This window comes from Ideonella aquatica, from assembly GCF_018069755.1.
Taxonomy (GTDB): domain Bacteria; phylum Pseudomonadota; class Gammaproteobacteria; order Burkholderiales; family Burkholderiaceae_C; genus Ideonella; species Ideonella aquatica.
Genome location: NZ_JAGQDE010000003.1, coordinates 406,996 through 430,802 on the forward strand (window position 1 = coordinate 406,996; position 23,807 = coordinate 430,802).

The 23,807-nt window shown below is 70.8% G+C and carries 25 protein-coding genes; 12 read left to right on the forward strand and 13 right to left on the reverse strand.

Going from position 1 to position 23,807, the window contains the following annotated elements; all coding sequences use genetic code 11:
• Positions 1 to 57 precede the first annotated feature (57 nt).
• Positions 58 to 846: an IclR family transcriptional regulator gene (locus KAK06_RS06235; RefSeq protein ID WP_210801054.1), complete on the reverse strand. Its 789-nt coding sequence runs from the start codon at positions 844 to 846 to the stop codon at positions 58 to 60.
• Positions 847 to 968: 122 nt separating this feature from the next.
• Between KAK06_RS06235 and KAK06_RS06240 the strand changes: the two genes are divergently transcribed.
• Both KAK06_RS06240 and fahA read left to right on the forward strand, forming a co-directional pair.
• Positions 969 to 1,934, forward strand: coding sequence for an MBL fold metallo-hydrolase (locus KAK06_RS06240; RefSeq protein ID WP_210801055.1), 966 nt, complete (start codon positions 969 to 971; stop codon positions 1,932 to 1,934).
• 5 nt (positions 1,935 to 1,939) lie between these two features.
• Positions 1,940 to 3,247 carry a fumarylacetoacetase gene (gene fahA / locus KAK06_RS06245; protein WP_210801056.1) on the forward strand — a complete coding sequence of 436 codons (1,308 nt, stop codon included), beginning with the start codon at positions 1,940 to 1,942 and terminating at the stop codon, positions 3,245 to 3,247.
• Positions 3,248 to 3,266: 19 nt separating this feature from the next.
• On the opposite strand, the gene KAK06_RS06250 is transcribed toward fahA, so the two are convergent.
• Entirely contained in the window at positions 3,267 to 4,157 is an 891-nt protein-coding gene (locus KAK06_RS06250; RefSeq protein WP_210801057.1) for a LysR family transcriptional regulator, read from the reverse strand.
• A 129-nt stretch (positions 4,158 to 4,286) separates the two neighbouring features.
• On the opposite strand from KAK06_RS06250, the gene KAK06_RS06255 reads away from it, so the two are divergent.
• The 4 genes from KAK06_RS06255 to KAK06_RS06270 all read left to right on the forward strand — a co-directional run bounded on the left by KAK06_RS06255 (position 4,287) and on the right by KAK06_RS06270 (position 7,348).
• A complete protein-coding gene (locus KAK06_RS06255) occupies positions 4,287 to 5,255 on the forward strand; it encodes a Bug family tripartite tricarboxylate transporter substrate binding protein (RefSeq protein ID WP_210801058.1) in 969 nt (322 codons plus the stop codon).
• A 59-nt stretch (positions 5,256 to 5,314) separates the two neighbouring features.
• On the forward strand, positions 5,315 to 6,013 hold the full coding sequence (locus KAK06_RS06260) for an RraA family protein (RefSeq protein ID WP_210801059.1): 699 nt from the start codon (positions 5,315 to 5,317) through the stop codon (positions 6,011 to 6,013).
• Positions 6,010 to 6,942, forward strand: a complete 933-nt coding sequence (locus KAK06_RS06265; protein ID WP_210801060.1) for an NAD(P)-dependent oxidoreductase — start codon at positions 6,010 to 6,012, stop codon at positions 6,940 to 6,942. Before KAK06_RS06260 ends, KAK06_RS06265 begins: the two co-directional genes overlap by 4 nt.
• Positions 6,943 to 7,021: 79 nt before the next feature.
• Positions 7,022 to 7,348: a hypothetical protein gene (locus KAK06_RS06270; protein WP_210801061.1), complete on the forward strand. Its 327-nt coding sequence runs from the start codon at positions 7,022 to 7,024 to the stop codon at positions 7,346 to 7,348.
• On the opposite strand, the gene KAK06_RS06275 is transcribed toward KAK06_RS06270, so the two are convergent.
• Positions 7,349 to 8,179, reverse strand: a complete 831-nt coding sequence (locus tag KAK06_RS06275) for a DUF429 domain-containing protein (protein ID WP_210801062.1) — start codon at positions 8,177 to 8,179, stop codon at positions 7,349 to 7,351.
• 52 nt (positions 8,180 to 8,231) lie between these two features.
• On the opposite strand from KAK06_RS06275, the gene KAK06_RS06280 reads away from it, so the two are divergent.
• Both KAK06_RS06280 and KAK06_RS06285 read left to right on the forward strand, forming a co-directional pair.
• Complete coding sequence (locus tag KAK06_RS06280) at positions 8,232 to 9,311, forward strand: DUF748 domain-containing protein (protein ID WP_210801063.1); 1,080 nt, start codon at positions 8,232 to 8,234, stop codon at positions 9,309 to 9,311.
• Positions 9,312 to 9,394: 83 nt separating this feature from the next.
• Positions 9,395 to 11,731: a YgiQ family radical SAM protein gene (locus tag KAK06_RS06285; RefSeq protein ID WP_375140876.1), complete on the forward strand. Its 2,337-nt coding sequence runs from the start codon at positions 9,395 to 9,397 to the stop codon at positions 11,729 to 11,731.
• On the opposite strand, the gene KAK06_RS06290 is transcribed toward KAK06_RS06285, so the two are convergent.
• Genes KAK06_RS06290 through KAK06_RS06300 form a run of 3 tightly spaced genes read right to left on the reverse strand, consistent with a single transcriptional unit; the run spans position 11,704 to position 14,044 of the window.
• On the reverse strand, positions 11,704 to 12,210 hold the full coding sequence (locus tag KAK06_RS06290; RefSeq protein ID WP_210801064.1) for a GNAT family N-acetyltransferase: 507 nt from the start codon (positions 12,208 to 12,210) through the stop codon (positions 11,704 to 11,706). The genes KAK06_RS06285 and KAK06_RS06290 overlap by 28 nt on opposite strands.
• A complete protein-coding gene (locus tag KAK06_RS06295) occupies positions 12,207 to 13,160 on the reverse strand; it encodes a S1/P1 nuclease (protein WP_210801065.1) in 954 nt (317 codons plus the stop codon). Before KAK06_RS06295 ends, KAK06_RS06290 begins: the two co-directional genes overlap by 4 nt.
• A 2-nt stretch (positions 13,161 to 13,162) precedes the next feature.
• On the reverse strand, positions 13,163 to 14,044 hold the full coding sequence (locus KAK06_RS06300; RefSeq protein WP_210801066.1) for an EamA family transporter: 882 nt from the start codon (positions 14,042 to 14,044) through the stop codon (positions 13,163 to 13,165).
• Positions 14,045 to 14,111: 67 nt separating this feature from the next.
• Here KAK06_RS06300 and KAK06_RS06305 point away from each other — a divergent pair, with 67 nt between their 5' ends.
• Positions 14,112 to 14,369 carry a VF530 family protein gene (locus KAK06_RS06305; RefSeq protein ID WP_210801067.1) on the forward strand — a complete coding sequence of 86 codons (258 nt, stop codon included), beginning with the start codon at positions 14,112 to 14,114 and terminating at the stop codon, positions 14,367 to 14,369.
• A 2-nt stretch (positions 14,370 to 14,371) separates the two neighbouring features.
• Here the strand turns inward: KAK06_RS06305 and KAK06_RS06310 are convergent, their stop codons facing one another.
• Positions 14,372 to 14,854, reverse strand: a complete 483-nt coding sequence (locus KAK06_RS06310) for a hypothetical protein (protein ID WP_210801068.1) — start codon at positions 14,852 to 14,854, stop codon at positions 14,372 to 14,374.
• A 38-nt stretch (positions 14,855 to 14,892) separates the two neighbouring features.
• Here KAK06_RS06310 and KAK06_RS06315 point away from each other — a divergent pair, with 38 nt between their 5' ends.
• Genes KAK06_RS06315 through KAK06_RS06325 form a run of 3 tightly spaced genes read left to right on the forward strand, consistent with a single transcriptional unit; the run spans position 14,893 to position 16,875 of the window.
• A complete protein-coding gene (locus KAK06_RS06315; protein ID WP_210801069.1) occupies positions 14,893 to 15,942 on the forward strand; it encodes an asparaginase in 1,050 nt (349 codons plus the stop codon).
• Between the two features lie 13 nt (positions 15,943 to 15,955).
• Positions 15,956 to 16,384: a GNAT family N-acetyltransferase gene (locus KAK06_RS06320; protein ID WP_210801070.1), complete on the forward strand. Its 429-nt coding sequence runs from the start codon at positions 15,956 to 15,958 to the stop codon at positions 16,382 to 16,384.
• Positions 16,385 to 16,437: 53 nt separating this feature from the next.
• The gene (locus KAK06_RS06325; protein ID WP_210801071.1) at positions 16,438 to 16,875 is read left to right on the forward strand and encodes a hypothetical protein; all 438 of its coding nucleotides are present in this window, start codon (positions 16,438 to 16,440) and stop codon (positions 16,873 to 16,875) included.
• A 241-nt stretch (positions 16,876 to 17,116) separates the two neighbouring features.
• On the opposite strand, the gene KAK06_RS06330 is transcribed toward KAK06_RS06325, so the two are convergent.
• From KAK06_RS06330 to KAK06_RS06355, 6 genes are read right to left on the reverse strand one after another with little or no spacing between them, the layout of a single operon-like run.
• On the reverse strand, positions 17,117 to 17,779 hold the full coding sequence (locus tag KAK06_RS06330) for a GntR family transcriptional regulator (protein ID WP_210801072.1): 663 nt from the start codon (positions 17,777 to 17,779) through the stop codon (positions 17,117 to 17,119).
• Entirely contained in the window at positions 17,779 to 18,558 is a 780-nt protein-coding gene (locus tag KAK06_RS06335) for an SDR family NAD(P)-dependent oxidoreductase (protein ID WP_210801073.1), read from the reverse strand. Before KAK06_RS06335 ends, KAK06_RS06330 begins: the two co-directional genes overlap by 1 nt.
• Positions 18,555 to 19,352 (reverse strand): SDR family NAD(P)-dependent oxidoreductase, encoded by a 798-nt coding sequence (locus tag KAK06_RS06340; RefSeq protein WP_210801074.1) that lies wholly within the window; start codon positions 19,350 to 19,352, stop codon positions 18,555 to 18,557. Before KAK06_RS06340 ends, KAK06_RS06335 begins: the two co-directional genes overlap by 4 nt.
• Positions 19,345 to 20,730: an aspartate aminotransferase family protein gene (locus tag KAK06_RS06345; protein ID WP_210801075.1), complete on the reverse strand. Its 1,386-nt coding sequence runs from the start codon at positions 20,728 to 20,730 to the stop codon at positions 19,345 to 19,347. Before KAK06_RS06345 ends, KAK06_RS06340 begins: the two co-directional genes overlap by 8 nt.
• 21 nt (positions 20,731 to 20,751) lie before the next feature.
• Positions 20,752 to 22,086 (reverse strand): glutamine synthetase family protein, encoded by a 1,335-nt coding sequence (locus KAK06_RS06350; protein ID WP_210801076.1) that lies wholly within the window; start codon positions 22,084 to 22,086, stop codon positions 20,752 to 20,754.
• 47 nt (positions 22,087 to 22,133) lie between these two features.
• Complete coding sequence (locus KAK06_RS06355; RefSeq protein ID WP_445663763.1) at positions 22,134 to 23,234, reverse strand: integron integrase; 1,101 nt, start codon at positions 23,232 to 23,234, stop codon at positions 22,134 to 22,136.
• Positions 23,235 to 23,807 lie beyond the last annotated feature (573 nt).

A 23,807-nucleotide genomic window follows, 5' to 3' on the forward strand; every position in this document is an offset into this window, starting at 1 on the left:
TGTCCTGGCAGGGACCCTCACACGATCCAGGGAAGAACGCGCGCAATCGGGTCCATCTCAGGCGCTGCCGCGCCAGCCCAGTTGCTGGGACAGGGCTTGGGCCGCTTGCTGCATGCGGCGGGCCACGGCGCCCTGGGGTCCCAGGTCGATCGCGGCGCCCGGGCCGACCACGGTCAGGCCCAGCACCAGCCGCCCCAGGCTGTCAAAGACCGGCACTGCCAGCGCGTGGATGCCGGGCACCGCGTCGCCCTCGGCGCGCGCCGGCTGGCCGGCGCGGATCTCTGACAGCGCTTGCTGGAAGGGCGCATCGGTCGCCAGCTCGTCCAGGCCCGCGCCCAGCGCCTCGCGCAGCCGCTCGGGCGGCAGCAGGGCCGCGAACAGCCGGCCGGATGCGGTGTCGCGCAGGCTCATCACGGTGCCATGGCGCATCGTCACATGCACCGGCGTGGCGGCCTCGGCCACGCGCACGATGGTCGGTCCGCGGTTGCCCCACATCGCCAGCGCCACCGTCAGGCCCAGCGCCTCGGCCAGTTCCTCGATCAGCGGCGTGGCCAGGCGCAGCGGGTCGTACTGCTGCAGACCGATCAGGCCCATCTGCAGCGCCAGCGGGCCCAGGCCGTAGTGGCCGCTGCCGGCGTCCTGCGCCACCAGGCCCACCTTCTGGAAGCTCACCAGGTAGGGGTGGGCCTTGGCCGGCACCATGCCGGCCTCGCGGGCCAGGTCCTTCAGCGGCAGCGGGCGGCCGTGGTGGGCCAGGGCCAACAGCAGCTGGCCGCCCACCTCGATGCTCTGGATGCCACGCGGTCCGCGGGGTTCGGCGTCGTCAGCGGTGTCGTGCAGGCTCATCGGCTCGGGTTTATACTGAAACAAATCGATTAGACATTATCGAACAACCAAACTAAGATCAAGGGGTGGAACCCGCAGGCCGGGCTCCGCCGTTTTCGCGCCGCCGCCACAGGAACACCGCCATGAGCACCAAGACCTTCGCCTCGCACGCCGACCTGGAAGAAAAGCAGGTCAGCTTCGTCCAGCTGTCCGAGCACGCCTGGGCCTACACCGCCGAGGGCGACCCCAACACCGGCATCATCATCGGCGACGACGCGGTGATGGTCATCGACACCCAGGCCACGCCGGTGATGGCGCAGGACGTGATCCGCCGCATCCGCACGGTCACCGACAAGCCCATCAAGTACGTGCTGATGAGCCACTACCACGCGGTGCGCGTGCTGGGCGCCAGCGCCTACATGGCCGAAGGCGGCGAGCAGATCATCGCCAGCCAGGACACCTACGACCTGATCGTGCAGCGCGGCGAGCAGGACAAGGCCAGCGAGATCGGCCGCTTCCCGCGCCTGTTCCAGAACGTCGAGAGCGTGCCCCCGGGTCTGACCTGGCCCACCATGACCTTCACCGGCAAGATGACCGTCTGGCTGGGCAAGCTGGAAGTGCAACTGCTGCAGCTGGGCCGCGGCCACACCAAGGGCGACACCGTGGCCTGGCTGCCGCAGGAGAAGGTGCTGTTCTCGGGCGACCTGGTCGAGTTCGACGCCACCCCCTACGCCGGCGACGCCTACTTCCAGGACTGGCCGCAGACCCTGCGCAACATCGCCGCACTCCAGCCCGAGAAGCTGGTGCCCGGCCGCGGCGCTGCGCTGGCCACGCCGGAGCAGGTGCAGGCCGGCCTGCAAGGCACCGAGGCCTTCGTCACCGAACTCTTCGCCAGCGTCAAGGCGGGTGCTGCCGCCGGCAAGCCGCTGCGCGACGTCTATGAAGAGACCTTCAAGGCGCTGCAGCCCAAGTACGGCCACTGGGTGATCTTCAACCACTGCATGCCCTTCGACGTGACCCGTGCCTATGACGAGGCCACGCAGTACCCCGACCCGCGCATCTGGACCGCCGAGCGCGACATCGAGATGTGGAAGGCGCTGGAAGGTTGAACGCCATGCTGGACGCCACCCACGCCCCCACGCTGAAGAGCTGGGTGCCCTCGGCCAAGCAGCCGGGCACCGACTTCCCGATCCAGAACCTGCCCTTCGGGCGTTTCCGACGTGCCGGCAGCAGCGAACCGCTGCGCGTGGGCGTGGCGATCGGCGACGAGATCCTGGACCTGCAGCAGGCACTGGCCGCGGGCGGCTGGAGCGCCGAGGCCCAGGCCTGGCTGGCGCCCCTGGCGGCGGGCGACCTGAACGCCTTCATGGCGCAAGGCCCAGCGGCCCGCAAGGGCCTGCGTGCCGCGCTGAGCGCCGCGCTGCGCGAGGGCAGTGCGCAGCAGGCCGCGCTGGCGCCGTGCCTGGTGGCGCAATCCGCCGCCGAGATGGCGCTGCCCTGCCAGATCGGCGACTACACCGACTTCTACACCAGCGTCCACCATGCCACCACGGTGGGCAGGCTGTTCCGCCCCGACAACCCGCTGCTGCCCAACTACAAGTGGGTGCCGATCGGCTACCACGGCCGCGTGTCCTCGATCCGCCCCAGCGGCCAGCAGTTTCCGCGGCCCAAGGGCCAGTTCAAGGCGCCCGATGCGGCCGTGCCCGAGTACGGCCCCTGCAAGCGCCTGGACTACGAGCTGGAGATGGCCGTCTTCGTCGGCGCCGGCAACCCGCTGGGTCAGCCGATGACCATGGACCAGGCCGAGGCCGACTGGTTCGGCATGGGCCTGCTCAACGACTGGTCGGCGCGCGACGTGCAGGCCTGGGAGTACCAGCCGCTGGGCCCCTTCCTGTCGAAGAACTTCGCCAGCACCATCTCGCCGTGGATCGTCACCCAGGAGGCGCTGGCGCCGTTCCGGGCCCCGTTCACCCGCCCGGCCGACGACCCGCAGCCGCTGCCCTACCTGGACTCGGACTTCAACCGCCGCTGCGGCAGCGTGCAGGTGGTGCTGGACGTGCTGCTGCAGACGGCGCAGATGCGCGCCGCTGGCCAGGGCTTCGAGCGGGTGTCGCGCGGCAACTTCAGCCACGCCTACTGGACGGTGGCGCAGATGCTGGCGCACCACAGCGCCGGCGGCTGCAACCTGCAGCCCGGCGACATGCTGGGCACCGGCACCCAGAGCGGTCCCGAGGCGGGGCAGGGCGGCTCGCTGCTGGAGCTGAGCCTGGGCGGCAAGCAGCCGCTGACGCTGGCCAACGGCGAGCAGCGCGTCTTCCTGCAGGATGGCGATGCGGTGCAGATCAGCGGCCGCTGTGAAGCGCCCGGCGCGGTGGCCATCGGCTTCGGCCCCTGCATCGGCACGGTGCTGCCGGCGGTCTGACGCGCCAGAGACGCGGCCCTCACCCCGCCGCGTCGACCTCCTCGAACAGCTGCAGCAGCCGCTGCGTGGCCGGCGACAGGTAGGCCTTGTCGCGGTGGATGACCACCATGCGGCGGGTCATCGCGGCGCCGGGGACGGGCACCTCCTTCAGGCCCGGGATGCGGCCACGGCCCTGCAGGTGGTCGCGCGAGATGAAGCTCAGCAGCCCGGTCTGCACGATCAGCGTGGGCAGCATCAGCAGCATCGTCGTCTCCACCTGCACCCGCGGGCGTGGCAGGCGCTGGCGGTCGAAGGTGTGGTCCAGCCAGTCGCGGGTGGGGGCGCCCGGCGGCTGCAGGGCCCAGGCGTAGCGGCACAGGTCCTTCAGCGTCGGGCGGGTGCGGAAGATCTCGTGCCGGTTGCTGGCCGCCACCACGATCACGTCCTCGGCCACCGGCCGCGAGACCCAGCCCGGCTCGGCCCCGGTCTCGGAGCCGACGATCAGGTCAAGCTCGCCGGCGCGCAGCTGCGGCTTGAGGGTGTCGACCAGGCCCACCACGGTGCGCAGCGTCACGCCGGGGGCCTCCTGCAGCAGTCGCCGCGCCACCGCCGGCAGCACGAACTGGGCCGCTGTCGGCACGATGCCGATGCGCACCTGGCCCGTCAGGCCGGCACCGATGGCGCGCAGCTCGCGCTGGGCGTCCTCCACGTCGAAGCGCATGCGCTGCGCCCATTTCAGCAGCACGCGCCCGGCATCGGTGAGGCGGATGCCGCGTCCGGCGCGCTCGAACAGCGCGGCACCGCAGTCGGCCTCGAGGCGGCGGATGCTGCTGGTCAGGGCCGGCTGAGTGCGGTGCAGCACCGCGCTGGCGCGGCCCAGGTGCTGCAGCTCGGCGATGGTCTCGAAGTAGCGCAGGTCTCGCAGGTCCATTCCAAAAGCCCGGTTGATGGGTTTGAAGAAAGTATTGATTGGACTGTACTGCGCCGGCGCCCAATACTGCGCACCAGACCTGCAGACCCCGACTCCCCGGTGGTTGTGCCAGGCAGACACGGAGACAGCATGAACACCCCCCGACGCCTCGTTCTCGCCTGCGCCGCACTGGCCCTGGGCAGCACCGCCTTCGCCCAGGCCTGGCCCGCCAAGCCGATCCGCATCGTCGTGCCCTTCCCGCCGGGTGGCGGCACCGACATCATTGCCCGCGAAACCAGCCAGCGCGTGGCCAAGTCCACCGGCTGGACCTTCGTCATCGACAACAAGCCCGGCGCCGGCGGCAACCTCGGTGTCGATGCGGTGGCCAAGTCGCCGGCCGATGGCTACACCCTGGTCTTGGGCCAGACCAGCAACCTGGCGATCAACCCCACGCTCTACAGCAAGCTGCCCTACGACCCGCAGAAGGACCTGACGCCGATCGTGCTGCTGGCCAATGCGCCGCTGGTCATGGTGACCGGCCTGAACACGCCCCACAAGTCCCTGGCCGACGCGGTCAAGGCGGCCAAGGCCAGGCCGGGCGAAATCAACTTCGCCTCACCGGGCAACGGCACCGTGGCCCACCTGACCAGCGAGCTGTTCCAGAAGGCGGCGGGCATCAAGACCCAGCACGTGCCCTACAAGGGCGCCGCCCAGGCGATGACCGATGTCATCAGCGGCACGGTGGATCTGTACCTGTCGTCGGTGCCCACGCTGCTGGGCCAGATCCGGCAGGGCAAGGTCCGGGCGCTGGCGGTGACCTCGGCCAAGCGCGTCGACGATCTGCCGCAGGTGCCCACCATCAACGAGTCGGGCTACCAGGGCTTCAACTCGGTGACCTGGTTCGGCCTGCTGGCCCCGGCTGGCACCCCGAAGGAGGTCATCGCACGGATCAATGCCGAGTTCAACAAGGCGCTGAAGGACCCTGAACTCAACAAGCGCCTGAACGACGAAGGGGCCGATCCCGCGGGCAGCACGCCGGAGCAGTTCGCCGCCCTGCTCAAGGACGAGATTCCGCAGTGGGGCAAGGTCGTCAGGGAGTCCGGCGCCAAGGTGGACTGAGCCGCCCCCGCTTGCCGCCCCGCCCGCCCACCCCGTCCCTGTTCCCGAAGGAGCCCCCCATGAATCGAGGCACCGCCCTGCCCGATGTGATCCGCGAGATCGAGCGCGTCGACCCTGCCGTGGTCGCGCAAGCCGCCCAGTACCCGTCATCGATCCTGGCCGACGTGGCCGGTCGGCGTGGTGCGCTGCATGGCCGCATCGCGCCGCTGGCGCCCGGCATGCGCTTTGCCGGCCCGGCGGTCACCGTGGAACTGCGCCCCGGCGACAACCTGATGATCCACGCCGCACTGGCCGTGGTGAAGCCGGGCGATGTGATCGTCGTCGACGGCAAGGGAGACCTCAGCAGCGCGCTGATGGGCGAGATCATGAGCCAGCAGGCCATGGCCCTGGGCGTGGCGGCGGTGGTCATCGACGGCGCGGTGCGCGACAGCGAGGCCATCCGCGCGCTGGGCTTCCCGATGTTCGCCGCGGGTCTGAACCCAAACGGGCCGACCAAGGCCATCGCCGGCCGCCTGAATCACCCGGTGTCGGTCGGTGGTGTCACCGTGCACCCGGGCGACCTGGTGGTGGGCGATGCCGACGGCGTCACCGTTATCGAGCGCGCCAAGGCGGCCGCGCTGCTGCCGCTGGCCGGCGAGAAGGTGGCCGCCGAGACCCGGCGCATCGCCGACATCCGCAGCCGCAAGGCCCTGCGCCCGGGCTGGCTGGACGGCGCATTGCGTGCTGCCGGCGTCATCGGCGAGGGAGAGACGCTGTGAGCGCCTCCCGCCCCGTGTTCCTGGTCACCGGCGCCGACCTGGCCGCCCCGGCCCTGGCGCTGCTGGAGGACTTCGAGGTGGTCTACGCCGGCAAGGCGCCCAGCGACGACGACATCGTCGCGCTGTGCCGACGCCACGACCCGGTGGCCATCATCGTGCGCTACGGGCGGGTGGGCGCTGCGGCCATGGACGCCGCGCCCAGCCTGCGCGTGATCTCCAAGCATGGCAGTGGCACCGACACCATCGACAAGACCGCCGCGCAGGCGCGCGGCATCCAGGTGGTGGCAGCGGTCGGCGCCAACGCGGCGGCCGTGGCCGAACACGCGCTGGCGCTGCTGCTGGCCTGTGCCAAGTCGGTGGTGGCTCTCAACGAACGCATGCATGCCGGCCACTGGGACAAGGCCACGCACAAGAGCCTGGAGCTGGAGGGCCGCACCATCGGGCTGGTGGGCCTGGGCGCGATCGGCCTGCGCCTGGCCCGCATCGCCGATGCGATGGGCATGCAGGTGCTGGGCTTCGATCCCTATGCCGGCGAGCTGCCCGGCGCCATCGAGCGCGTCGACCTGCCCACGCTGTGGCGCCGTGCCGACGTGGTGTCGCTGCATTGCCCGCTCACCGCCGACAACGCCGGGCTGATCAACGCCGAGGTCCTGGCGCAGTGCAAGCCGGGGGTCATCATCGTCAACACCGCGCGTGGCGGCCTGATCGACGAAGCGGCCCTGCTGGCCGCGGTGCGCTCGGGCCAGGTGGCGGCCGCTGGCCTGGACAGCTTCGTGGTCGAGCCGATGGTGGCGCCGCACCCCTTCCATGGTGAGCCGCGGATCACGCTCAGCCCGCACATCGGCGGTGTCACGGCCGAGGCCTACGTCAAGATGGGGGTCTGGGCGGCGCGCAACGCCTTGGCGGTGCTGCAGGCTTCGGTGGCCTGAAGGTCCCCCCAGGCGCACAGGCGGCGCCTGGGGTCGGGCGAACTATCATCGCGGCACCGATCCTCCGGGGAGACGCCGCATGTTGATCCGCCAAGACACGCCAGTCGCCTGGCCCACCGGCCTGGACCTGCGCCGCCGCATCGCGGTGCATGCGCGCAGCGAGCGTGCGCTGAGCTTTCGGGTGGGGCTGACCAGCGATGTGGACGCCCGGGCCGACCTGTACCACCGGCAGGCGCCCGACTTTGCGGAGCTGGTGGTGTTGGGCCAGACCACGTCCGAGACCCAGATGCGCGAGACCGAGCGCGACCTGCAACAGTGGTACCGCGAGGATTTCGACAGCCCGCACTTTGGTGTGGTGGGCGCCGACGGGCCGCCGCCGTACTTCCTGTACGTGGCGCTGCGCTGATCAGGCGCTGAGGATCCAGCCCTCCAGCGGATCCATCACTGCCGGCAGGCCCCAGCCCGGCTGGCCCACGGCCCAGGCCGCCTGCAGCAGGCACAGCACCGCGTCCAGCCGGTCGCCACTGGCGTCCTCGGCCAGGGCTTCGTGCTGGGCCGGGCTCAGTTTCAGGCGCAGGCCCAGGCGGCTGCGGCCCTGCTCCAGCGCGGCCAGCAGGTCCTTGCGGGCGATCAGGCGCTCGGGCGTTTGCTTGGCGTGCTCGTCGCTCTTGTACGAGCGGGTGCCGATCAGCTCGCGCGCCAGCAGGCCGGGGTAGGCCTCCAGCGCCACGCGCGCCGGGTCGCCCGCGTGCAGGCCGGGCAGGTCCACACCGGCCTCGATCAGCCGCGGCACGCCGGCATGCAGCATGTAGGCCACCGGCGGGTTGACCCATTTCATGCTGGGGGAGGATCCAGCCGGTCCGTCGCAGGCGCGGTGGGCGAACTTGCCGCCCGCCGGCCGGGCATCGCAAAAGGCCTGAAAGGTGCTGCGGATCTCCTCGCGCGAGAGCGCCGCGTAGTGGCGCATCAGCGCCGCCCAGTCGGTGGGCCAACCCAGCGCCAGCACCAGCTCGCGCGGCAGGCCAAAGGGCAGGTCGAAGGCGCCCACCCAGGGACCGGGGCGCCGCAGCAGGGCGCTGAAATCGTCCAGGCGCGGCAGGGTCTCGATCGTGTCGAGCCGGACCACCGCGCCCACCCGCCGGCCCCAGGCCGCGACGATGGGCTTGGCGGCGCGGGGTGCGCTGGAGAAGTCGACGCCCAGCAGCAGCCGGTCGGTGGGCGGGGCAGGGTGGGGCATGGTGGCGCGCATTCTCGCTGCCAGGGCACTGCAGCGTGGCGACAATGCCGGGATGACCCGTTCCCGCGTGTTGATCGTCCTGGCCCTGATCGGCGCCCTGCTGCTGGGCCTGTTCGCCGCCTACCGCGTGGCGCTGCAGCGCCTGGAGGCCGGCCTGCGCGAGGCCCTGGGCCCACGCGCCACGGTGGGGGCCATCGAAGTGGGCTGGACCGGTCTGCGGGTGCGCGAGCTGCACGTGGCCGCCGCGCCCGGCTGGCCAGCCGATGAGGAACTGCACGCCGGCCTGGTGACCGTGCGCCCCGACCTGGCCAGTGCCTTCAGCGGCGCCTGGCGCGTGCAGCGCATCGTCGTCGAGGACGCCCGCATCGTGCTGCTGCGCACCCGCGATGGGCGGCTGCGCGTGCTGCCCTCGATGCTGGAGACGCCGGCCCGCGCGGCGGCGCCGACTGCCAGCGCCGCCCCGCCTGCGCCGGCGGTGCTGATCGACCACATCGTGCTGCGCGGCGTGCAGGTCGATCTGTTCGATGCCAGCCTCGGACTGCCGCGGCCGCACCGCATCCGCCTGGCCGACCTGAACGCCACACTGGACACGCTGGCTCTGCCCGGGCTGGACCAGGCGATCGACATCGACCTGTCGGCCACGCTGAAGGGTCCGGCGCACGACGGCCAGGTGGCGCTGCGCGGCCAGCTCACCCCGGCCACGCGCGAGGCTGAACTGGCGGCCGACTTCACCGCCATCGACATGCGGGCGCTGCAGCCCTACCTGCTGAAGGTGAACGATGGCGGCATTCGCCAGGGCCGGCTGGACCTGCGCCTGACCGCCAGCGTCCACGGCCAGCGCCTGAAGGCGCCCGGCCGCATGGTGCTGACCGGGCTGGAACTGGCCGACGGCTCCGGCCTGCTGGGCCGGCTGGGCAGCCTGTCGCGCCAGGCGGCGGTGGCGGCGCTGCGCAACCAGGGCCGCATCACGCTGGACTTCACGCTGCAGGGCCGGCTGGACGACCCCGCCTTCTCGATCAACGACAGCCTGGCCCAGCGCTTTGCCACCGGCGTGGCCGAGGCGGTGGGCGTGAGCCTGGGCGGCGTGGTGGAGGGCGTGGGCAACGTGATCAAGGGCCTGTTCGGCCGCTGAGCGCGCGGGGATAGACCCCGTCGGCGCGGGGCGAAGCAGGGGCTTTGCCGGCCCGCCCAGGCCCAAACACCGACAATACGGGGTTGCTCTTGCCCACCGCCGTGACTGTCGCCACCACCTCCGCCGCCCCTGCCCGCCCGAAGGCGCTGACCGCCTACCGCCCGTTCTGGGCCAAGCGCTTCGGGCCCGCGCCCTTCCTGCCGATGAGCCGGCAGGAGATGACCGCGCTCGGCTGGGACAGCTGCGACATCATCATCGTCAGCGGCGACGCCTATGTCGACCACCCCAGCTTCGGCATGGCGGTGATCGGCCGCACGCTGGAGGCGCAGGGCTTTCGCGTGGGCATCATCGCCCAGCCCGACTGGCACTCGGCCGAGCCCTTCGCGGCGCTGGGCCGCCCGAACCTGTTCTTCGGCGTGGCCGCCGGGAACATGGATTCGATGATCAACCACTACACGGCCGACCGAAAGATCCGCAGCGACGACGCCTACACGCCCGGTGGCGTGGCCGGCAAGCGGCCCGACCGCGCCACGCTGGTCTACACCCAGCGCTGCCGCGAGGCCTTCAAGGATGTGCCGGTGGTGATCGGCGGCATCGAGGCCAGCCTGCGCCGCATCGCCCACTACGACTACTGGAGCGACAAGGTGCGCCGCTCCATCCTGGTCGACAGCAAGGCCGACCTGCTGGTGTATGGCAACGCCGAGCGCGCCATCGTCGAGATCGCCCACCGTCTGGCGCAGAAGAAGCCGATCGACAGCATCACCGACGTGCGCGGCACCGCCTTCCTGCGCAAGCCGGATGATCCGGCGCTGGCCGGCTGGTTCGAGATCGACTCGACCGAGGTCGACACGCCGGGGCACGTCGATGCCCTGCTGAGCCCCTACGCCGAGGTGGACACCACGCCCGGCGCCGCCTGCGCCGAGGGCGCTGCCGAGCCGGCCGCCGAGCAGCCGGTGCGCCTGGTGCGCCGCGCGCTGGAACACCAGGGCGCGCGCGCCATCACCACGCCGCGCGATCACACCGTGATCCGCATCCCGGCCTATGAGCAGGTCAAGTCCGACCCGGTGCTCTACGCCCACGCCAGCCGCGTGCTGCACCTGGAGACCAATCCCGGCAACGCCCGCGCGCTGGTGCAGCGCCATGGCGACGGTCATATCGCGCGCGACCTGTGGGTCAACCCGCCGCCGATCCCGTTGTCCACGCCCGAGATGGACCATGTGTTCGACCTGCCCTACGCGCGGGCGCCGCACCCCTCGTATGCCGACGCGCAGGGCAGCCATGACGTCGCCACCAAGATCCCGGCCTGGGAGATGATCCGCTTCAGCGTGAACATCATGCGCGGCTGCTTCGGCGGCTGCAGCTTCTGCTCGATCACCGAGCACGAGGGCCGGATCATCCAGAGCCGCAGTGAAGATTCGGTGATCCGCGAGATCGAGGACATGCGCGACAAGGTGAAGGGCTTCACCGGCGTGGTCAGCGACCTGGGCGGCCCCACCGCCAACATGTACCGGCTGGGTTGCAAGAGCCCGGAGATCGAGGCCGCCTGCCGCAAACCCAGCTGCGTCTACCCCGGCATCTGCCCCAACCTGAAGACCGACCACGGCCCGCTGATCAAGATGTACCGGCGCGCCCGCTCGCTCAAGGGCGTGAAGAAGATCCTGATCGGCTCGGGCCTGCGCTACGACCTGGCGGTGCAGTCGCCCGAGTACGTCAAGGAACTGGTCACCCACCACGTGGGCGGCTACCTGAAGATCGCGCCCGAGCACACCGAGAACGGCCCGCTGTCCAAGATGATGAAGCCCGGCATAGGCACCTACGACCGCTTCAAGGCGATGTTCGAGCAGGCCAATGCCGAGGCCGGCAAACAGCAGTTCCTGATCCCGTACTTCATCGCCGCCCACCCGGGCACGCGCGACGAGGACATGATGAACCTGGCGCTCTGGCTCAAGCGCAATGGCTTTCGCGCCGACCAGGTGCAGACCTTCTATCCCAGCCCGATGGCCACCGCCACCGCGATGTACCACACCGGGCTGAACACGCTGCGCGGCATCCACCGCGACAGCCGCGCCGAGAAGGTGGACATCGTCAAGGGCGACCGCCGCCGCCGCCTGCACAAGGCCTTCCTGCGCTACCACGACCCGGCCAACTGGCCGCTGTTGCGCGAGGCGCTGAAGGACATGGGCCGGGCCGACCTGATCGGCAACGGCAAGCACCAACTGGTGCCGACCTGGCAGCCGCGCGAGGACAGCGGCTACCAGAGCCCGCGGCGCAGCAACTCGACGCCGACCAAGGCCGCAGCACCCGCCGCGGCGCCGAAGAAGGGCCGGATGCTGACCCAGCACACCGGCCTGCCGCCGCGCGAGACCGGTGCGCGGCCGGCGCCGCGCAAGCCTCAGCGCCCGGGCGGGCCGAAGCGGTAGAGCGCGTCCTCGCTGGGCGCGCCGTGCACTGTGCTGGGTGCGGTGTGGTCGAGCACGAAGCCGCATTTGTCGAGCACCCGGCGTGACGCAGCGTGGCGCAGGTCCACGCTGGCCCACACGGTGCTGGCCGGCCAACGATCCTGCAATTGCTGCAGCCAGGCCTGCAGCGCCGCGGTGGCCACGCCGCGGCCGGCGTGGGTGCTGCCAATGCGGTAGCCCACCCAGATCCGGCCATCGGCCTCGCGCGTGGCCTGCACCAGGCCCAGCGGCGCCCCGCTGGCGCGGTCGCGGATGACGGCGTTGAGCCAGGTCTCGCCGCTGTCGGCGGGCGCGCCGGCCACCCAGCGCGCCACGCGCGACTGCCAGGCCGCCTGGCCGTGCGGGCGGTGGTCGTCGGTGTAGGTGTATAGGGCGGGGTCCTGGATCAGCGGCCACAGCGGCGCGGCGTCTTCGAGGGTGATGGGTGTCAGCGTGATCATGGCCAGATCGCCTGCAGCAGTTGGGCCAGCCGGGCGCCGGCGCGCAGCAGTTGGCGGCGCTGCAGCGCTTCGCGTGTGGCGGCGTCGTCGGGGCTGCGCTGGGTCCATTGCGGTGGGTCGCCGCGGGCGGGGCTGAAACGCAGCGGTGACAGCGCCTGGCGCGCCACGCCCAGGGTTTCGCTGGCCCATTGCGCAGGCCACCCCGCCGCGGCACCGCTGGGGCGGGGCAGGGCACGGGCTTCGGCCAGTAGCGCGGCGTTCACGCTGATCGGCGGCGCAGCGTCCCACAGACTGTGCAGGTTGCGCTCGCCCAGCTGCAGCCGGTTGCCCCCCGCGGTGTCGTGGGTGGGGCCATGCGGGGTGTGGTCGGGGTCGATCGGCTGGCCGCCTGCGTCCAGGTACAGCGCGCCCACATGCAGCGGCTGGTGCAGGTCGCCCACCAGGTGGGCCAGCCAGGCCAGGGCTTCGCGCTTGCTGGCAAAGCGCGGCGGGCCGGGTGGCGGCTGGTCCTGCAGCACGGCGATGGCGGCGCCCAGTGCGCCGACGATGTCGGCCTCGCGCGTGCCGGCCAGGCCGGGGCGCCAGGCCTCGCGCTGGATCGCGACGTCGGTGTAGTGCAGGCGGCGGTGGCAGGCCTCGGGCGGGATGCGCGGACCGCAGGCGCCCTCGAAGCCGGCCACGGCGGCGGCCAGGTCGTCGGCGCTGAAGACGCGGCACTCGGGCGGGCCCGAGGAGGGCCTGCCCACGCCGCGCAGGCAGTCGGGGCGCTGGGCGGCATCGGCCAGCGTCCAGCCGGCGGGCTGCAGCAGCGCGCGCAGCTCGCGCTCGGCGCGGCTGCCGGCGATCAGCGCCTCGGCAATCGCCACGCTGGTCTGGTGGCCGCGCGGGCCCCAGGCGGCGGCCTGCAGAGCGGCCAGCATCAGTGCGAGGAACAGGGCCGCGCAGCGCATGTTCACCCCATCGCCAGCGCGGCCACGCCGCCGGCCATGCAGGCCGCACCCGCCAGGCGCCAGCCGCGGTCGGCCTCGCCCAGCCAGCGACCGCCGATCAGCGCCGCGAACAGCATCGACACCTCGCGCGCCGGTGCCACGTGCGACAGCGGCGCCATCGTCGCCGCGTACAGCACCAGCACGTAGGCCAGCGGGCTGAAGACTGCCATCACCAGCGCGTGCCTCCATTGCGTGCGCAGCGCCTGCGCAAAGCCGGCGCGGTCGCGCCAGCAGGCCGGCAGCATGAAGGGCACGCGCAGCAGATTGCCGAAATAGTCGACCAGGATGGGCGAGACCAGCAGCACCTTCACCGCATAGCCGTCGATCACCGTGTAGCCGGCGATCAGCACGCCGGTGGCCGCACCCCAGGCCAGGCCGGCGCGCACGCGCAGGCGTTGCGCGGGGTCATGGGCGCGCGCCCACAGCGCCGGCCCGCCGGCGATCAGCCAGATGCCGGCACACACCGCCAGCACGCCGGCCACGCCCAGCGGACCGGGGGTCTCGGCCAGCAGCCACCAGGCCAGCGCGGCGCTGAGCAGCGGGCCGGTGCCGCGCGCCACCGGGTAGACCACGGTCAGGTCCGACAGCCGGTAGCCGGTGAGCAGCACATTGAAGTAGACCAGGTGGGTGATCGCGCTGGCCAGCACCAGGCCCCATTCCAGCGCGCCCCAGCGCGGCAGTTCGGTCCACGCGGCCCACACACCCACCGGCGCCCAGAAGACGACGATGCCGATGGCCGACAGCAGCACGAAGTGGTGGTTGCCACCGGCCTTCTTGGCCGCCACGTTCCACAGCGCGTGCAGCAGCGCCGCCACGATCACCAGGGCCAAGGCGCTGATCGGCATGCTGTCAGTGGCGCGCGTGGCATTCGGGCATGGCGGGATTGTCGGTGATGGCGGCGAGAATGCCGCCATGACTGCCTCGCCGCCGCCCGCCCAGCCCCGCAATCCGCTGCATGGCGTGACGCTGGAAGCGATGGTGGTGGCCCTGGCGGCGCACTACGGCTGGGCCGGCCTGGCCCAGCGGCTGCCGGTGCGCTGCTTCCAGAGCGACCCGAGCGTGGCCTCCAGCCTGAAGTTCCTGCGCAAGACGCCGTGGGCGCGCGCCAAGCTGGAGAGCCTGTACCTGTTCATGCTGCGCGAGCTGAAGCGCGCCCCGCAGCGGCCCTGAGCCTACCGGGGGCGTGCAAACTCGCTGGCGATCCAGGCCTCGGCGCTGGCACGGTTGAGCTTGAAGCCGGGCGACACGGCCACGGCCGCCAGCACGTCGCCGCCATCGTCCACTGCGCTCAGGCGGGCGCTGGGCTGGTCCTCGTCGGGTGTGATGTCCAGGCGCACGGTGATGCGCCGCTCGCTGGCCGACACCGTGATCGCCTGGTGCAGCGTGGCGTGCAGGTGCTGCTCGTGGCGGCGCAGCACCTCGCTGGCGGTCTTGACCAGGGTGTTGAAGGCGCCCACGTCCAGCGGCTTGGGGTTCTTCTTGTCGCGGCCCATGGTCCAGGGGCCGACCAGCGCGGGCTCGTCCTCGCCCTGCTTGAACATCGCCACAGCCCAGCCGTCGTCGTCCTCGTTCTTGATCACGCGGGCGGTCCAGCCCTTGTCGATCCAGAGCCGGTCCTCGTGGACCGCCGGGACCTCGTCGATGGGGGAAGTCATGGCTCCAGTGTAGGGCGCGCGCGCGGCATACTGCGGCGATGAGCAATCCGGTTCTGGTCGAGGCGCTGCGCGGTGACACCGTGGAATCGGCGCACCGCGGCGCGCTGGTGGTGGTGGATGCTGATGGCGCCACGGTGCTGGCGCTGGGCGATGTGCAGCGCCCGGTGTTCCCGCGCTCGGCGGTGAAGCTGCTGCAGGCCTTGCCGCTGGTGGCCAGCGGTGCGGCCGAGCGCTGGCAGTTGACGGACGCCGAACTGGCGCTGGCCTGCGCCTCGCACGGTGGCGAGCCCGCGCATGTGGCCACCGCCGCCGGCCTGCTGGCGCGCCTGGGGCTGGACGCCAGCGTGCTGGAGTGCGGCGCGCACTGGCCGGGCCACGAGCCGGCCACCCGTGCGCTGGCGCGCAGCGGCGCCGAGCCATCGGCACTGCACAACAACTGCTCGGGCAAGCACAGCGGCTTGGCCTGCCTGGGTTGCCTGTTGGCCGGTGGCGCCGATGCGCGCGGCTTCCTGTCGGGCTACACGCAGCCACAGCATCCGGTGATGCGCGAGGTCAGCGCCGCGCTGCAGGCCGCGACCGGTCACGATCTGGCTCATGCGCCGATGGGCATCGATGGCTGCTCGATCCCCACCTTCGCCATCCCGCTGCAGGCGCTGGCACGGGGCTTTGCGCGGGTGGCCACTGGCCAGGGCCTGTCGGCCGGGCACGCCGTGGCAGCGCGGCGCCTGCGCCGGGCCATCGCCGCGCAGCCCTTCATGGTGGCCGGCAGCGGCCGACTGGACACTGACCTGATGGCGCACTTCGGCGAGCGCCTGTGCTGCAAGGTGGGTGCCGAGGGTGTCTACTGCGCTGCGCTGCCGGAGCTGGGTTGGGGGCTGGCGATCAAGGTGGACGATGGCAACAATGCCCGCGCTGCCGAGGTGGTGCTGGCCAGTGTGGCGCAGGCCCTGCTGGTGCGCGACGAGGCCGATGCCGCGGTGCTGGCCCCGCGCGTGGCGGTGACGCTGCGCAACTGGCGCGGCACTGCAGTGGGCGCACTCCGACCCGCCAGCAGCCTGCAGCAGGCGCTGGCCACGCTGGCCCGCTGAACCGGAGGGACGGATGAGCACGGGCTGGTGGCAACTGTCGGAGCACGAGGACTGGCCAGCCGATGCGGGCGTCGTGGACGACGGACTGGACGCGCACAACGCACCCTCGGTGGTCGGCGTGCGTCCGCTGGCCTGCCTGGCCCGTGATGCACAAAGGCGGGTGCTGGGCGGCGCGCTGGGCCGCACCTGGGGCGAATGCGCCGAGTTGCAGCAACTGTGGGTGCTGCCCGAGCAGCGCCAGCAGGGCCTGGGCCGTGCGCTGATGCAGCGCTTCGAGGCGGCCGCGGTGCAGCGAGGCGTGCGGCGCGTCTACCTGACCACCTTCAGCTTCCAGGCGCCGCGCTTCTACGCCGCGCTGGGCTACGCTGAACAAGCCCGCATCGAGGGTTTCGGCGGCGGCCATGTGAAGTACCTGTTCCTGCGCGAACTGCCCCATTCCTGACGCAGGAGTTCCCCTGTGCCTGGCGGCCCTGGCGCCGCACTACCATGCAGCGCATGAACTCCCGCATCGTCCCCACCCTGGCAGCACTGCTGGCCGTGCTGGCCCTCAGCGATCAGGCACTGGCGCAGCAGTCCGCCGCGCCCGGTATCAACTACCCCAGCGTGGCTGCCGCACTGAAGGACCTGGAGTCCCGCGACGGCAAGGACACCGTGGTCACCCACGGCGACGGCTGGACCACGGTGAACGAGCCGGCCGCCGCCGCCCAGTGGTCCTTCCCGCCGGCGGGCCATGCCGCCTACCCGGCGGTGCTGCGCCGCACGATGGTGCGCGGTGCCGATGGCCAGGTCCAGGTGCGCACCGACCACCTCTGCGAATCCCCCGCCGCCGCCTGCCAGGCGCTGCTGGCCGAGTTCGCGCAACTCAACGAACGCATCGAGCAGGCCAAGCGAAGCCGCGGACGGCCCCCGGCACAGCCCGCGACCGGCGGCTGACTGCCCACAGCGGCCATAGGCCGCTGTGGGCAGAGCCCTTTTCCGTTGAGCTCCCCCCAGCCCCCCTCCAAGAAGGGGGCTCCAGCATGAGCTTCGGGCCGGCCTGCCGGCCGGCGTAGCGCTGGCACGCTGGGCGCACCACCCTTTGTAGTTGTGACTGGAGCCACCCTCTTGGAGGGGGGCTGGGGGGAGCTCCATGTGCGGGCCTCGGCCCGGAGCAGCCTACGGCTGCTCCGGGCAGTTAGCTGCCGTCTCGCAATCGCTGGCGAAGAAACTGCCCTGCGACAAAGATGTCCTGCTCCACCGCGCGGCGCACACCGGCGCTGTCGTTGCGCGCCAATGCCTTGATGAGTGCCTCGTGGGCGTCGTTCAGCACGCGGGCGGCGTCGGGGGTGTCGAAGAGCTGGTTGCTGATCGGGCCGGCCTGCAGCCACAGGGTGTCGATCAGGCGCCACAGCGTGGGCGAGCCCGCGGCCTGGTAGAGGATGACGTGGAAGTCCTCGTTGGCGGCCAGGTAGTCGGCGGCGTCGCCACGGGCCAGGGCCTGGGCCATGCGGGTGCACAGTGCCTTCAGGGCCTTGCGCTGTGCGGCGTCCAGACGCGCGGCGCCGCGTTCGGCGGCTTCGCCTTCCAGCAGCATGCGGGTCTGCAGCAGGTCGTCGAACTCGGCCACGCCCAGGCGCGGCACGGCCACACCGGCGTTGGGGATGTTGACCAGTGCGCCCTCGGCGGCCAGGCGTTGCAGTGCGGCGCGCACCGGCATCTGGCCCACGCCCAGGTCGGCCGCGACATTGCGGATCTTCAGCCGTTCGCCGGGCAGGAAGCGGCCCACGGTGATCCACTGGCGCAGGCGGGCGTAGACCTCGTCCTGCTGGGTGGTGCTGGCGTCGTCAGTGGCGCTCATCAGTAGCCGGCGGTCAGGCCGAAGTCGAGCATCACCGCGGCGCCGGTGACACCTGCGCAGGCGGGCGACAGCAGCCAGACCGCGTGCTGCGCCACTTCCTGCGGGCTGAGGAAACGCGCGGCCTCTGCCTGAGGGTAGTGGGCCAGCAGGCGGCGGTGGTAGGCGTCGGGGTCGCCTTCGCCATAGCGCTGGGCCTGGAAATCAAGCATGGGCGAGGCGATGTCTGACGGGCACAGCGCATTGACGCGCACGCCCTGCGGCGCCAGTTCGCGCGCCAGTGCCTTGCTCATCAGCACCACGCCGCCCTTGCTGGCGCAGTAGATGGCAGCGCCGGCGTTGCCCACCACGCCAGCATCGGAAGCGATGTTGACAATGGCGCCGCGGCTGGCGGTGAGCGCCGGGATGGCGCGGCTGCACAGGAAGAACACGGCCTTCAGGTTGACGTCGATGCAGCGCTGCCAGTCGGCCTCGGTGGCCTGTTCGCTGGGCCCTTCCACCCACAGGCCGGCGCAGTTGGCCAGGCCGTCCAGGCGGCCGTGGTGGTCCAGCGCCTGCTGCACCAGTTGGTCGGCCTGGGCGCTGTCGCGCAGGTCGGCCACCACCGCGGGGGCGCCCAGCGCCTGGGCGCGGGCCTGCAGTGGTTCGGCCTGCACGTCGGTCAGCAGCAGGCGGGCACCCAGGCTGGCCAGCAGGTCGGCCAGCGCGCCGCCCACGCCGCCGGCGGCACCGGTGACCAGGATCACGCGGCCCTGCATCAGGTCGGGCGCGAAGACACTCATCCCTTGCGCTCCTGCAGGCAGTTGGCGCCATCGACCACCAGCAGCTCGCCCTGGATGTAGGCGGCGCCCGGCATGGCCAGGAAGGCGATGGCGGCGGCCATTTCGTCCGGCGTGCCGGCGCGGCCCATGGGCGTGTGGCGCGCGGCCTGGGCTTCCTCGGGTGTGGTGGAGCCGGTGGCCACCCAGCCGGGTGCCACGCAGTTGACGGTAACGCCCTGGCCGGCCACTTCCAGCGCCAGCGCCCGGCTCAGACCCACCATGCCGGCCTTGGCGGCGCTGTAGGCGGCTTCGCCGGGGTTGCTGACCAGCGGGCCAGTGACCGAGGACACGTTGACGATGCGGCCATGCCCGCGCGCCAGCATGCCGGGCAGCACGCGCCGCGTGACCAGGTAGCAGGTGTCCAGGTTGCGGGCGATGCTGGCGTGCCACTGGGCGTCGTCCAGTTCGGCCAGGGGCGTGAAGTCTTCGGCCTGGCCCTGCTGGGCCATACCGGCGTTGTTGACCAGGATGTCGATCCGGCCCGTGTCGGCCAGCACCTGCGCCACCAGGTTGGTGGCGGCGGCGGCCTCAGTGAGGTCGGCAACGTAGCCGCGCGCCACATGCCCGCGCTCGCGCAGCGCGTTGGCGCGGTCGTGCACACGCATGGTGGTGGCGGCCAAGGCCACCTCGCAGCCTAGTTCGGCCAGCAGCCGGGCGGTGGCAAAGCCGATGCCGTGTTCGCTGCCCGCGCCGGTGACCAGCGCCACCTGGCCGCTGAGGCGAAACAGCGGGTGTTGGACGACGGACTCAGCCACGGCGCAGTTCCTGCAGAGCACCATCCATGGCCTGGAGCAGGCGGGTGAGGTCGGCGTCGGTGGTGTCGGGGCAGACCAGCATCATGTTGTGGAAGGGCGTGATCAGCACGCCGCGGTTGAGCAGGTACAGGTGCAGCGCGTGTTCCAGTTCGGCATCCATCGCCGCGCCGGCGGCCGTGCCATTGTGAGGCGGCTGAGCGCAGAACTGGAACTCGGTGCGCGCGCCCACCTGGGTGACGCACCAGGGCAGTCCATGGCGCTGGAACAGCGCACGCAGGCCGTCGGCCAGGGCGGCGGCGCGGGCGTGCATGGGCGCAAAGACCTCGGGCCGCAGCAGCTGCTCCAGCGTGGCGCGCATGGCGGCCATGGCCAGCAAGTTGGCGGTGAGCGTGGTGCCGATGCCCGAGTGCCCCGGCGGCGCGGCGCGCTTGGCGGCCTGCGCGCGCGCGGCCAGATCGGCCGTGAAACCATAGGCGGCGCAGGGCATGCCGCCGCCCAGCGCCTTGCCCACCACCACCGCATCGGCGGCGATGCCGTGGGCCCGCGCGTAGCCGCCCGGGCCGCTGCTGAGGGTGTGGGTCTCGTCCATCACCAGCAGCGTGCCGTGGCGGCGGATGATGGCCTGCGCGGCTTCCCAGAAGCCCGGCTGCGGCAGCACCATGCCGATGTTGGTCATCACCGGCTCGGCCAGCACGCAGGCCACGTCGCCGGGGGCCAGTGCGGCTTCCAGCGCGGTCAGGTCATTGAACTCGACCACGCGGGTGGTGGGCAGCAGGTCGTGCACCTGGCCCAGCAGGCTGGGGCGCTGCACTGGCTGGCCGGCTATCAGGTCGACAAAGACATCATCCACCGTGCCGTGGTAGCAGCCGTTGAAGACCAGCAGCACCGGCCGGCCGGTGGCCGCGCGCAGCCAGCGCAGCACGAAGCGGTTGGCATCGGTGGCGGTCATCGCGAACTGCCACTGCGGCAGTCCTAAACGCTCGGCCAGCAGGCGGGCCACGACCGCGCCGTCTTCATTGGCCAGCATGGTGGTCAGGCCGGCGGCAGCCTGGTGCTGCAGCGCGGCCGCCACTGGCGCGGGCGAGTGGCCGAACATGGCGCCGGTGTCGCCCAGGCAGAAGTCCACCAGCGTGTGGCCGTCCACGTCGGTCAGCTGCGCGCCCTGGGCATGCGCCACCTGCAGCGGGAAGGGCGTGCCCCAGTCGTTCATCCAGTGCAGCGGCACGCCGAACATGAGGTGCTCGGCGGCGCGGCCGGCCAGCGCGCGCGAATGCGGGTGGGTGTCTTCGTAGCGCTGGCGCTCGCGCTGCAGCAGCGCATGCACCTGGGCGGGATCGACGCCAGTGTCGGGGCGGGCGTGGGGGGCGTGGGCGCTCATCGAGGCGGGTCTCCAGTGCGTTCAGACCAGCAGCAGCAGGTGCTCGCGCTCCCAGCTGCTGATGACGCGGTTGTAGGTGGCGTATTCCAGTTCCTTGACGGCGCAGAAGGCATCGACAAAAGTCTCGCCCAGGATCTCCTTCATGGGCTCGCAGGCGCGCATGGCCTCGATCGCGTCTTCCAGGTGACGCGGCAACTCGTGGCTGACGTTCCAGGCGCTGCCCTGCGTGGGCTCGCTGGGCTGCAAGCCGCCCTGCAGGCCCAGCCAGCCGCAGGCCAGCGTGGCGGCCATGGCCAGGTAGGGGTTGGCGTCCACGCCGGGCACGCGGTTCTCCACTCGACGCGCGGCCGGGCCCGACTTGGGGATGCGGATGCCGCAGGTGCGGTTGTCATCGCCCCAGCGCACGTTGATCGGCGCCGACATGTAGGGCGCCAGCCGGCGGTACGAGTTGACGTAGGGCGCGAACATCGGCATGACCTGCGGGATGTAGGTCTGCAGCCCGCCGATGAAGTGGTGGAACAGCTCCGACGGGCCGCCATCGGCCCGGCTGAAGATGTTGGCCCCGTCCGCATCCACGATGCTCTGGTGGATGTGCATGGCACTGCCGGGCTCGCCTTCCATCGGCTTGGCCATGAAGGTGGCGAACACGCCGTGGCGCAGCGCGGTCTCGCGCACCGCGCGCTTGAACAGGAACACCCGGTCGGCCAGCTCCAGCGGTTCGCCGTGGCTGAAGTTGATCTCCATCTGGCCGGGGCCGGCTTCGTGGATCAGTGTCTCGACGCCCAGCTGGTGCTGGTCGCAGAAGTTGGACAGCTCCATGAAGAAGGGGTCGAAGTCATTGACCGCGTCAATCGAGTAGCTCTGTCGACCCACCTCGGGCTTGCCGGTGCGACCCAGCGGCGGCTGCAGCGGCTCGTGCGGGTTCTGCTGGCGGGCCACCAGGTAGAACTCCATCTCGGGGGCGACCACCGGCTTCCAGCCCTGGCGTTCATACAGCGCCAGCACGCGGCGCAGCACCGCACGCGGCGACAACTGCACCGGGCGGCCGTCCCATTCCTCGCAGTCGTGGATCACCACCGCCACCGGCTCGGCGGCCCAGGGCACGATGCGCACGGTGGCAGCATCGGGCTTGCAGACCATGTCGGGGTCGGTGTCGCCCACGAAGGGGCCGTTGTCTGGCTGCTGGCCGTTGACGGTGTTCAGCAGCACGCTCTTGGGAATGCGCATCTCGCCGCTGGCCAGGAACAGATCGCGCGGCAGGATCTTGCCGCGGGCAATGCCGGTCATGTCCGGGATCACGCACTCGACCTCGTGGATGCGGTGGCGTGAGAGGAAGTCGTGCAGGGGGGTGTCCATGCACGGCAGTGTAGCCGAATGGCATGGATGTGATCACAAAAGTTCAGTCAGGCTCTGGGTAATTCGGGGAAGACGAGGGCATTGTCGGGTTGTTTGCGATCTGACCTTGGGGGTTGCATCATCGGGGTCGGCGGCAGCTGAAGCGCGTCCAACGGGCTGCGCGAACCCAGGCCGCCCACCTTCAGCACATGCGTGTAGATCATCGTGGTGGACACATCCGCATGGCCCAGCAACTCTTGCACCGTGCGGATGTCGGCGCCCGCCTGCAGCAGGTGCGTGGCAAAACAGTGGCGCAGCGTGTGGGGGGTGGCGGGGCGGGCGATGCCGGCGGACTGGACGGCGCGTTTGAAGGCGCGCTGGAAAGTGTCAGCGTACAGGTGATGGCGGCGCACTTCGCCGCTACGAGGATCGATCGAATGCGTGCCCTGAGGAAAGACCCAGAACCACGCCCATGTTGCGCCAGCACGAGGGTATTTTCTGGCCAGCGCATGAGGCAACTCGACGCCAGACCGTCCTTCCATCTGATCAGCGGACCATTGCACCCTGGCATGGCCCAATTGCTCGCGCAGGTCCGTTGCCAGCGACCGGGGCAGCATGACCACCCTGTCCTTGCCGCCCTTGCCAGCCCGGACATAGATCGCCTGCTGGGCAAAGTCGACATCCTTGATCCGCAGGCCAACGCCCTCGGAGATACGCATCCCTGTCCCATACAGCAGTTTCGCCAACAGACGATAGGGGCCTTCGGGGATTCGGCGCAGCACCTCCTGCACCTCTGAGGGCGTCAGCACCACGGGCAGGCGCGGCGTGACGATCGGTCGGCCGATGTCGTCCATCCACGGCAGCTGAATGTCCAGCACTCGCGTGTACATGAACAGCAGAGCCGACAGGGCCTGCCGATGACTGGATGGCGACAACTCGCGATCGGCCGCCAGGTGCGTCAAGAATGCCTCGACCTCGGCCTTCCCCATGCCCCTCGGGTGCTGCAGGCGATGGAATCGTATGAACTGTCGGCACCAGTGCACATAGGCCGCTTCCGTCCGTCGGCTGTAGTGCATCAATCGAATGCGCTCCCGCAATTGATCGAGCAAACGATGGGATTGCAGCGGCGGCTGCGGCCCGAAGTGTGGCATGGCTGCACTTCGAGCCATGTCTGCTGGCCCGGCACCACCGTGTCGTGGTGCGGTTGTGTCGGTCATGGCTTGCCTCCCTTGGCAAGGACCGTTGAGCACCGTCACAATCAGTTGTGACTTGGCTCCGGTCTTGTCCGGAATTTAATACTGTATAAAAATACAGTCAACAGGAGGAAAGTCATGGCCAACAACGACGTCCCGGTCGCCCAGGTCTACCTGATAAAACGGCGCTGTTCGGAGTTCTCAGGATGTTGCGCCCTATGACAACACGTTAGGCGTCATGTGCACAGTCCCTGAGGCCCTTTCCATTGGTCTCGCAATATCAGGCGTTGTCACACTGGCTCTCGCTGTCAAGCTGCAGAGTCGCTTCTTTCGCCACCTAGCCGCCCGCCACCAGAAGATCTGGGCAGCTTTCGGTAGGCGCGGCCTTTGGCGCTCGCATGAGAGCCCGGAGGCAGCCGCACAGCACTGGTATCTCATTGCAGGGGAGTACCGCTCAATCAATGACCCTGAGCTTCAACGCTCAGGTGACTGGGCGAGAAGAGTTTCCTTTTTGGCTCTAGCAATGCTGGTCATCGCCGTCGCAGCCAC

Bases quoted from the DNA above. Each gene is read 5' to 3' on its own strand.
- KAK06_RS06330 (WP_210801072.1), bottom strand. From the start codon at position 17,779: ATGAGCGCCACTGACGACGCCAGCACCACCCAGCAGGACGAGGTCTAC.
- KAK06_RS06270 (WP_210801061.1), top strand. From the start codon at position 7,022: ATGTTGATCCGCCAAGACACGCCAGTCGCCTGGCCCACCGGCCTGGAC.
- KAK06_RS06235 (WP_210801054.1), bottom strand. From the start codon at position 846: ATGAGCCTGCACGACACCGCTGACGACGCCGAACCCCGCGGACCGCGT.
- KAK06_RS06310 (WP_210801068.1), bottom strand. From the start codon at position 14,854: ATGACTTCCCCCATCGACGAGGTCCCGGCGGTCCACGAGGACCGGCTC.
- KAK06_RS06240 (WP_210801055.1), top strand. From the start codon at position 969: ATGAGCACCAAGACCTTCGCCTCGCACGCCGACCTGGAAGAAAAGCAG.
- KAK06_RS06325 (WP_210801071.1), top strand. From the start codon at position 16,438: ATGAACTCCCGCATCGTCCCCACCCTGGCAGCACTGCTGGCCGTGCTG.
- KAK06_RS06295 (WP_210801065.1), bottom strand. From the start codon at position 13,160: ATGCGCTGCGCGGCCCTGTTCCTCGCACTGATGCTGGCCGCTCTGCAG.
- KAK06_RS06255 (WP_210801058.1), top strand. From the start codon at position 4,287: ATGAACACCCCCCGACGCCTCGTTCTCGCCTGCGCCGCACTGGCCCTG.
- KAK06_RS06275 (WP_210801062.1), bottom strand. From the start codon at position 8,179: ATGCCCCACCCTGCCCCGCCCACCGACCGGCTGCTGCTGGGCGTCGAC.
- KAK06_RS06250 (WP_210801057.1), bottom strand. From the start codon at position 4,157: ATGGACCTGCGAGACCTGCGCTACTTCGAGACCATCGCCGAGCTGCAG.
- fahA (WP_210801056.1), top strand. From the start codon at position 1,940: ATGCTGGACGCCACCCACGCCCCCACGCTGAAGAGCTGGGTGCCCTCG.
- KAK06_RS06280 (WP_210801063.1), top strand. From the start codon at position 8,232: ATGACCCGTTCCCGCGTGTTGATCGTCCTGGCCCTGATCGGCGCCCTG.
- KAK06_RS06345 (WP_210801075.1), bottom strand. From the start codon at position 20,730: ATGAGCGCCCACGCCCCCCACGCCCGCCCCGACACTGGCGTCGATCCC.
- KAK06_RS06260 (WP_210801059.1), top strand. From the start codon at position 5,315: ATGAATCGAGGCACCGCCCTGCCCGATGTGATCCGCGAGATCGAGCGC.
- KAK06_RS06355 (WP_445663763.1), bottom strand. From the start codon at position 23,234: ATGGCTCGAAGTGCAGCCATGCCACACTTCGGGCCGCAGCCGCCGCTG.
- KAK06_RS06300 (WP_210801066.1), bottom strand. From the start codon at position 14,044: ATGCCGATCAGCGCCTTGGCCCTGGTGATCGTGGCGGCGCTGCTGCAC.
- KAK06_RS06290 (WP_210801064.1), bottom strand. From the start codon at position 12,210: ATGATCACGCTGACACCCATCACCCTCGAAGACGCCGCGCCGCTGTGG.
- KAK06_RS06335 (WP_210801073.1), bottom strand. From the start codon at position 18,558: ATGAGTGTCTTCGCGCCCGACCTGATGCAGGGCCGCGTGATCCTGGTC.
- KAK06_RS06315 (WP_210801069.1), top strand. From the start codon at position 14,893: ATGAGCAATCCGGTTCTGGTCGAGGCGCTGCGCGGTGACACCGTGGAA.
- KAK06_RS06305 (WP_210801067.1), top strand. From the start codon at position 14,112: ATGACTGCCTCGCCGCCGCCCGCCCAGCCCCGCAATCCGCTGCATGGC.
- KAK06_RS06350 (WP_210801076.1), bottom strand. From the start codon at position 22,086: ATGGACACCCCCCTGCACGACTTCCTCTCACGCCACCGCATCCACGAG.
- KAK06_RS06320 (WP_210801070.1), top strand. From the start codon at position 15,956: ATGAGCACGGGCTGGTGGCAACTGTCGGAGCACGAGGACTGGCCAGCC.